Origin of the sequence: Nocardia sp. NPDC058666 (genome assembly GCF_042714895.1) — a bacterium.
Classification (GTDB): domain Bacteria; phylum Actinomycetota; class Actinomycetes; order Mycobacteriales; family Mycobacteriaceae; genus Nocardia.
Genome location: NZ_JBHXRY010000023.1, coordinates 21,193 through 28,781, shown reverse-complemented (window position 1 = coordinate 28,781; position 7,589 = coordinate 21,193). Strand labels below are relative to the sequence as shown.

10 protein-coding genes are annotated in these 7,589 nt (G+C 67.7%); 2 read left to right on the top strand and 8 right to left on the bottom strand.

Going from position 1 to position 7,589, the window contains the following annotated elements; genetic code table 11:
* Window positions 1–125: 125 nt before the first annotated feature.
* The 8 genes from ACFWVD_RS27390 to clpS form a co-directional block, all read right to left on the bottom strand.
* Window positions 126–890: a cyclic nucleotide-degrading phosphodiesterase gene (locus ACFWVD_RS27390; protein WP_379247617.1), complete on the bottom strand. Its 765-nt coding sequence runs from the start codon at window positions 888–890 to the stop codon at window positions 126–128.
* A gap of 69 nt (window positions 891–959) precedes the next feature.
* Entirely contained in the window at window positions 960–1,640 is a 681-nt protein-coding gene (locus ACFWVD_RS27385) for a rhomboid family intramembrane serine protease (RefSeq protein ID WP_379247615.1), read from the bottom strand.
* 69 nt (window positions 1,641–1,709) lie between these two features.
* The gene (locus ACFWVD_RS27380) at window positions 1,710–2,672 is read right to left on the bottom strand and encodes a PLP-dependent cysteine synthase family protein (RefSeq protein WP_379247613.1); all 963 of its coding nucleotides are present in this window, start codon (window positions 2,670–2,672) and stop codon (window positions 1,710–1,712) included.
* A 4-nt stretch (window positions 2,673–2,676) separates the two neighbouring features.
* A complete protein-coding gene (locus ACFWVD_RS27375) occupies window positions 2,677–2,952 on the bottom strand; it encodes a MoaD/ThiS family protein (RefSeq protein WP_379247611.1) in 276 nt (91 codons plus the stop codon).
* Window positions 2,953–2,988: 36 nt separating this feature from the next.
* Window positions 2,989–3,402: a Mov34/MPN/PAD-1 family protein gene (locus ACFWVD_RS27370; RefSeq protein ID WP_379247621.1), complete on the bottom strand. Its 414-nt coding sequence runs from the start codon at window positions 3,400–3,402 to the stop codon at window positions 2,989–2,991.
* A gap of 175 nt (window positions 3,403–3,577) precedes the next feature.
* Window positions 3,578–4,639 (bottom strand): P1 family peptidase, encoded by a 1,062-nt coding sequence (locus ACFWVD_RS27365; protein WP_379247609.1) that lies wholly within the window; start codon window positions 4,637–4,639, stop codon window positions 3,578–3,580.
* Window positions 4,640–4,655: 16 nt separating this feature from the next.
* Window positions 4,656–5,225 carry a DUF2017 domain-containing protein gene (locus ACFWVD_RS27360; RefSeq protein WP_379247607.1) on the bottom strand — a complete coding sequence of 190 codons (570 nt, stop codon included), beginning with the start codon at window positions 5,223–5,225 and terminating at the stop codon, window positions 4,656–4,658.
* Between the two features lie 13 nt (window positions 5,226–5,238).
* On the bottom strand, window positions 5,239–5,577 hold the full coding sequence (clpS, locus tag ACFWVD_RS27355) for an ATP-dependent Clp protease adapter ClpS (RefSeq protein ID WP_379247605.1): 339 nt from the start codon (window positions 5,575–5,577) through the stop codon (window positions 5,239–5,241).
* 61 nt (window positions 5,578–5,638) lie between these two features.
* Between clpS and ACFWVD_RS27350 the strand changes: the two genes are divergently transcribed.
* Window positions 5,639–6,952, top strand: coding sequence for a nicotinate phosphoribosyltransferase (locus ACFWVD_RS27350; RefSeq protein ID WP_379247603.1), 1,314 nt, complete (start codon window positions 5,639–5,641; stop codon window positions 6,950–6,952).
* Between the two features lie 26 nt (window positions 6,953–6,978).
* Window positions 6,979–7,545 (top strand): isochorismatase family protein, encoded by a 567-nt coding sequence (locus ACFWVD_RS27345; RefSeq protein ID WP_379247601.1) that lies wholly within the window; start codon window positions 6,979–6,981, stop codon window positions 7,543–7,545.
* The last annotated feature ends 44 nt before the right edge of the window (window positions 7,546–7,589 follow it).

Below are 7,589 nucleotides of genomic sequence, written 5' to 3'. Positions count from 1 at the left end.
CGTCCGAGGCGAAGCCTCAAGCAACGGTGGCTAACTCGCGGCCCCTCAGGGGCCGCGCTCGAGCGCGCCAGCGCTCCAAAAACACAGCCTCAAACCCCCTGGGACCACCGAACACCGGATCCCACCTACAGATCGAACGTCTCCCCCGGCGACACCGCGTGCACCGGACCTGAGAACGCCGCCTTGGCTTCCGCGATCACATCTTCGCGCGAAGTCCACGGCGGGATATGCGTGAGCAACAGTTCTTTGGCGCCGGCGCGGGTGGCGATCTCGCCCGCCTCGGTGCCCGAAAGGTGAATGCCCGGCGGACGATTCGCCGGATCGTGTGTCCACGACGCCTCGGCCATGAGCACATCCGCGCCCTGCGCCAAGTCGACCACCGCGTCGCACATCGCGGTGTCGCCGGTGTAGACGAACACGCGGCCGTCCGCGGCGGTGATGCGCAAACCGTAGGACTCGGGCGGGTGGAACATGCGTCGGGCTTCGACCGTGTGGCCGGGGCCGAACGGGATCGGCGTGTTCTCGACCCAGGTCTGCGAGTCGATCACGTCGGACCAGTCGTCGGTTTCGCCGCCGATTTCCGCGGAGGCGTTGCCGATGCGCAGCGGGGCGTCCGACGGGCCACGGACCAGGGCTTTTCCGGTGGGCGGGTTGGGGTGGTAGCGCCGCCACACCAGCAGTGCGGGCAGGTCCAGGCAGTGGTCCGCGTGCAGGTGGGTGAGGAAGATGTCCACGTCGGCGGGGTTCATGTGCTTCTGCAGCGCACCGAAGATGCCGGGACCGAAGTCGATGACAGTCGGGCGCATATCAGGGCCCGTCAGCAGGTAGCCCGAGGCTGGAGAATCCGGGCCGGACACGCTGCCCGAGCACCCGAGGACGGTAAGGCGCATGCCCCCATGCTGCCACGACGTGCTGGTACTCACTGCGGGATCCCCCCAAATTCCGAACCGGATCCCCGGTTACCGCGTTGGTACTGCGCGGCGCACCGATGCTCCACGGCGGCGTCGACGTTCATCTGCTGAGAGTACCCAGCCCGCGACCACTCCACCCACCGCCCCGAAAAGATGTCCCTGCCAAGAAATTCGGGGGTCGCTGGGCAGCACGCCCCACAGCATCGAGCCGTAGAACACCAGGATCACCAGACCCACCACGATCTGGCCGATATTGCGCGCGAACCAGCCACGACAGATCAGATACGTCAACCAGCCGAACACGATCGACGACGCACCCAGGTGCAGGCTCCCGGACGAGCCGGTGAGCCAGGTGCCCACGCCCGCGATCACCCAGATGATGGCCGTGGCCGCGATCCCCCGCCCGATGCCCGATAACAGCACCAGGAATCCGAGCACCAGCAGCGGCAGGGTGTTGGCGACGAGGTGGTCCCAGCCGCCGTGCAGCAGCGGCGCCCACAGGATGCCGTCGAGTCCGCCGACGTCGCGCGGCTCGATGCCCGCGCCGTCGAGCTGATTGTTCGCGCCCGGCGGCCGGTCGTGCGACAGCACCATGTCGACCGCTTCGATCACGTACAACGACGCGACGAATCCGAGGATCACGATCGCGGCGCGAAGCCACGACCCACCACGCCGCGCTGGCGCCCCGGACGAGCTGCCCTGCAACCCCACCCCACCGCTCACCGACATCGCCTCCGCTCCGGCAAGGACCGTCGAAGGCCCGTTGATCCGAGCCTACCGAACCCCGGTGACATGTGGTCAGGCCCAGAGCTGGCCGTCCAGTTTCTCCTCGGCTTCGTCCAGCGTGCCGTCGTATGCCCCGGTAGACAGGTACTTCCAGCCACCGTCGGCCACCACGAACGCGATATCGGCCCGCGTGCCCGCCTTCTGCGCCTTCTTGGCGATGCCGAGCGCGGCGTGCAGGATCGCGCCGGTGGAAATCCCGGCGAAGATGCCCTCTTCACCGACCAGTTCGCGCGTGCGTTTCACCGCGTCGTACGGGCCGACCGAGAAACGGGTGGTCAGCACCTTCTCGTCGTAGAGCTCGGGAATGAACCCCTCGTCGATATTGCGCAGCCCGTAGACCAGTTCGCCATAGCGCGGTTCGGCGGCCACGATTTCGATACCGGGCACATGTTCGCGCAGGTATCGGCCCGTGCCCATCAGGGTGCCGGTGGTGCCGAGGCCCGCTACGAAGTGGGTGATCTCGGGCAGATCGGCGAGCAATTCCGGTCCGGTGCCCTCGTAATGCGCGAGCGCGTTGGCCGGATTGCCGTACTGGTACAGCATGACCCAGTCCGGATTTTCCGCGGCGATCTGCTTGGCCTTGGCCACGGCTTGATTGGAACCACCCGCGGCGGGCGAATCGATGATTTCCGCGCCGAACATGGTCAGCAATTGACGGCGCTCCACCGACGTGTTCTCCGGCATCACGCACACGATCCGGTAACCCTTGAGCTTGGCCGCCATGGCCAGCGAGATTCCGGTATTGCCGCTGGTCGGCTCGAGAATGGTGCAGCCGGGCGTGAGCAGACCGTCGGCCTCGGCCTGTTCGATCATCCGCAGCGCGGGGCGATCCTTGATCGACCCGGTGGGATTGCGGTCCTCGAGCTTGGCCCACAGCCGCACATGATTGTCGCCGTCCCATTGCGGGGACAGTGTCTGCAAGCCGACCAGCGGCGTATTTCCCAGCGTCGCGATCAGCGATTCGTAGCGGGCCACGGTGTCAGGCGCCGCCGGCCACGGCGGGCAGAATGGTGACCGACGCGCCCGCGGGCACTTCGGCGTCCAGGCCACCCGAGAAACGCACGTCCTCGTCGTCGACGTAGATGTTCACGTAGCGGTTGAGCTTGCCGTCGGACAGCAGTTTGTCGGACAGCCCAGGGTGATTCGCGTCGAGGTCGGCGATGAGCGCGGACAGCGTCGAGCCCTCGCCCTGCACTCGCTTCTCACCTCCGGTGATACCACGCATGATGGTCGGAATGGACACAGTTACCGGCACGGGGACTCCTCGGGGTGGTGATGTATTCGGGGGAATTCAGTAGGAATCGACGACGCGCACCGGTTCTTCGGTGACCTCGCCATCGACGATGCGGTAGCTGCGCAGTTCGTGCTCCAGCGGATCGCGAGTGGAAACCAGCACGTAGTGCGCGTCCGGTTCGGCGGCGAAGGAGATATCGGTGCGGCTGGGGTATGCCTCGGTAGCGGTGTGCGAGTGGTAGATCACCACCGGCACTTCGTCGGCGTCGTCCATCGCGCGCCACACGCGCAGTTGTTCACCGGAATCGAACCGGTAGAAGGTGGGCGAACGTTCGGCGTTGAGCATCGCGACGAACCGTTCGGGCCGGTCGGTGCCTTCGGGCCCCGCGATGATGCCGCAGGCTTCATCCGGGTGGTCGGCGCGGGCGTGTGCCAGCATCGCGTCTACGAGATCCGCCCTGATCACCAGCACTTCATCGACCCTTTCCACATCCTGCGAGCGTGCTGTCGAGCACCTTCCTCGACAACGACTCACCCTATTCGGGTATTCCACGGGGGGTCGAAGCCGGGCCTGTGATGCCCACGCTGAGCGGACAATGTCGGGCCGATCGGTGCGAATTTCTACCGAAACGTCGAGTTGTGGGCGCTCAGCGTGGGGGAAACAAGTCACGGTAGGCGGGGATGCCCGCGATCGACGTGGCGGCCAGCACCGCGTCCACGACAGCGCGTTCCACGACCACCGCCGCCGCGGTGCACAGCTGGTCCAGCAGCAGCAGGTCCGGTGGGAAAGCGGCGGGGAGGGTGAGCGGCGGGACCTCGATCGTGCCGGTGGAGACCGCGAACAGGGTGTCGCCGTCCAGCGGTGAGTGCACGGGCCGGATCGCTCGGGCCAGGCCGTCGTGCGCGGTGGTGGCCATGCGCTTGCAGCCCGCCGGGTCGAGGGCGGCGTCGGTGGCGATCACGCCGATGGTGGTGTTGAGCACGATGGTCTTGGCGGGCAACGCGCCGAGCTCGGCGATCTCGTCCGGCGTGCCGGGTCGCAACCCGAACCAGTCGGGTCCGTCGGTGCCTGCGCCCCACGGCAACCCGGTGCGCGGGTCCACGACCGACCCGACCGGATTGGCGACGATCACCGCACCGACGGTGACACCAGCACCGGGTCCATCACCGAGAACCACACTCGCAGAACCGATTCCGCCTTTGAGCGCGCCCGCTCGCGCGCCCACACCGGCACCCGCTGTCCCTCGGGCGAACTCCGTCGAGGCCGCTGCGGCCGCGCGATAGCCGAAATCCGCGTCGGGGCGGATACCCCAGTCCCCGACGGGCAGGTCGAAGATCACCGCGGCGGGCACGATCGGCACCACGCGGCTGGGGTCAGCCGGGTCCATCGGGATGCCTTCGCCGTGCTCTTCGCACCAGCGCATCACGCCGTCGGCGGCGGCCAGTCCGTAGGCGCTGCCGCCGGTGAGCAGCACCGCGTTGAGTTGGCGGACGGTGTTGGCGGGGTCGAGCAGGTCGGTTTCTCTGGTGCCCGGACCGCCGCCGCGCACGTCGACCGAGGCGGTCGCGCCGCCGGGGATGCGCACGACGGTACAGCCGGTCGCGGCACCGGAGCCCAGGGTCGCGTCGGGGTCCAAGGCTTGGTGGTGGCCGACCAGAACCCCGGCGACATCGGTGATCGAGTTACGTACTCCGGGAGCGCTGTGCATCGTCTCGTCCTTCGGATCAGGGCGCGAGCGCTTGCAGCAGCGAATCCTGCATCCACGTCAACCAGTGGTAGACGTCCAGATGCGGGGCGCGCGGATCTTCGGGATCGAAATGGTCGGGCGTGTCGTCGTCGATCTCGAGCAGCGTGCCCAGCGCGAGGCGCACGTCGGTGAGCGCGGCCAGCCATGCGTCGGCCTGCTCGGGCGTGAGCACGATCTTGCCGCCGGATTCGGGGCAACTGTCCAGCACCACGCGCCCCGCGGCCAGTTTCGCGTCGATGATCTCGGGCTCGTGCAAGCTGCGCAGCGCACTGTTGAGATCGGCGCGCTTGGCGTCGGGGGAACTGGGCTCGGCGCGATGGAAATCGGGCAGCAGGCGCAGCAGTTGCGGGTCGTCGGGCGGGGTGGAATTGCCGGTGCGAAGGCCCGTGAGCGCGGCCAGTTCGTCCTCGGGGGTTTCGTCGGCGCGATCACGCAACAGGCCCGACACCGCGCCGATCAGCGAGCGCAGGACGGTGGCCTCGTGCTCGTCCATTTCGGATCGAAGCTTGAGGCCACTCAGTGAGTTCTTCCTGCTCCACTTGCGCACAGGCCAAGGCTACTCAGTCGCGCTGCATGGTTGCCCAGAGCCCGGCGGCGTGCAGTCGGCGCACGTCCTGTTCCATCTTGTCGCGCGAACCCGACGACACCACCGCTTTGCCCTCGTTGTGCACCTGCATCATCAATTCGGTCGCCTTGGCTTTGCTGTAGCCGAAAAGCTTCTGGAAGATGTAGGTGACGTAGTGCATCAGGTTCACCGGGTCGTCCCAGACGACGGTGACCCAGGGGCGGTCCTCCGCCTCCAGGATCTCGGAGAATTCGGTCGTCTCCGGCGTCGCCTGCGGTGCCGACAGTGCGGCGTCGGTGACGGCGCCGGCCCGAACGGTATTGCACACGGCCATGAAAACCAGGGTACGACGCGGCCCAGCAGATTCAACACCCGCGGTGACTAGAGTTTCTGGTGTGCGCATCCGTGACGAGTTCGCCAGCACCGCGTTGCTGACCGACCAATACGAACTGACCATGTTGGCCGCGGCACTGGCCGACGGTTCCGCGCGCAGACAGTGCACGTTCGAGGTGTTCGCCAGACGGTTGCCGCACGGGCGCCGCTACGGTGTCGTCGCCGGCACCGGCCGCCTGCTCGACGCGCTGACCCACTTTCGTTTCGGCCCCGACGAGCTGGCCGTGGTCGCGAAACTCCTCGACCCCGCCACCGTCGACTGGTTGCGCGACTATCGCTTCACCGGCGACATCGACGGTTATGCCGAAGGTGAGCTGTATTTTCCCGGTTCGCCGATCCTGACCGTGCGCGGCACTTTCGCCGAATGCGTGGTCCTGGAAACCCTCGCGCTATCGATCTTCAATCACGACAGCGCCATCGCGTCGGCGGCCGCCCGCATGGTCAGCGCGGGCGCGGGACGTCGGATGATCGAAATGGGGTCGCGGCGCACCCACGAACTGGCCGCGCCGTCGAGTTCGCGCGCCGCCTACCTGGCCGGATTCGACGCCACCTCCAATCTCGAGGCGGTGCGCAGCTTCGGCGTGCCAGGCGCGGGCACCAGCGCGCACGCCTTCACGCTGCTGCACAGCGGCGCCGACGGTGAACACGAGGCCGCGGCCTTCCGCAGTCAGGTCGACGCGCTCGGCATCGGCACGACACTGCTGGTGGATACCTTCGACATCACCCGGGGCGTGGCCACCGCGATCGAGGTGGCCGGGCCGGAACTGGGCGGGGTGCGCATCGACTCCGGCGATCTGGGCGTGCTGGCCAGGCAGGTTCGGCATCAGCTCGACGAGCTGGGTGCCACCGGCACGCGCATCGTGGTGTCGGGCGATCTCGACGAGTACGCGATCGCGGCGTTGCGTGCGGAACCGGTGGATGTGTACGGCGTCGGCACCTCGGTGGTGACCGGGTCGGGCGCGCCGACGGCGGGCATGGTCTACAAGCTCGTCGAGGTCGACGGGGTGCCGGTGGCGAAGCGGTCCAGTCACAAGGAGTCGCGCGGCGGGACCAAGAAGGCGGTGCGGTTGGCTCGCGACACGGGCACGATCGTCGAGGAGATCGTGTATCCGCGCGGCGGAGAAACGCCGTCCGCCAACGGTTTTCAGATGCGGGAGTTGCAGGTGCCGCTGGTTCGAGGCGGGACCGTGGTCGACGGGGTGGCGACCTTGGCGGACAGTCGTGAACTGGTCGCGCGCGGGTTGGTCAGCCTGCCGTGGGAGGGGCTGAAACTGTCCGCGGGCGAACCGGCCGTGCCCACGACATACTTGGGCTGACGGGCGCGAACGAGCTGGAGGACGACATGGCACGCGGACTGATCATCGTGGATGTGCAGAACGACTTCTGTGAAGGCGGTTCGCTCGCGGTGGCGGGCGGTGCGGCTGTCGCGGCGGCGATCACCGAGTTCGTCGCCGATCAGCATTACGACGCGATCGTGGCCACCCGCGATTGGCACATCGATCCTGGTGCGCACTTCTCCGCCGAACCCGATTACGTCGATTCCTGGCCGCCGCACTGTCGAGTGGGAACGCCCGGTGCCGATTTCCACCCGGCTCTCGACACCACCGCCATCCAGGAAATCTTCGCCAAGGGCGAGTACACCGCCGCCTACTCCGGGTTCGAAGGAGCTGCTGCCGACGGCACCACCTTGACGACGTGGCTGCGGGCCCGCGATATCGACGCCGTGGACATCGTCGGCATCGCCACCGACCACTGTGTGCGGGCCACCGCGCTCGATGCCGCCGAAGCGGGTTTCGACACCACGGTTCTACTCGACCTCACCGCCGCGGTCACGCCCGCGACGATCGAGCCGACGCTGACCCGCCTGCGCGAAGCGGGCGTCGCACTGACCGGCGCTCCGCCCGCCTGACCCGCACCCGGCCGATCGCCCCCTCGAACGCGACTAATCTGCAC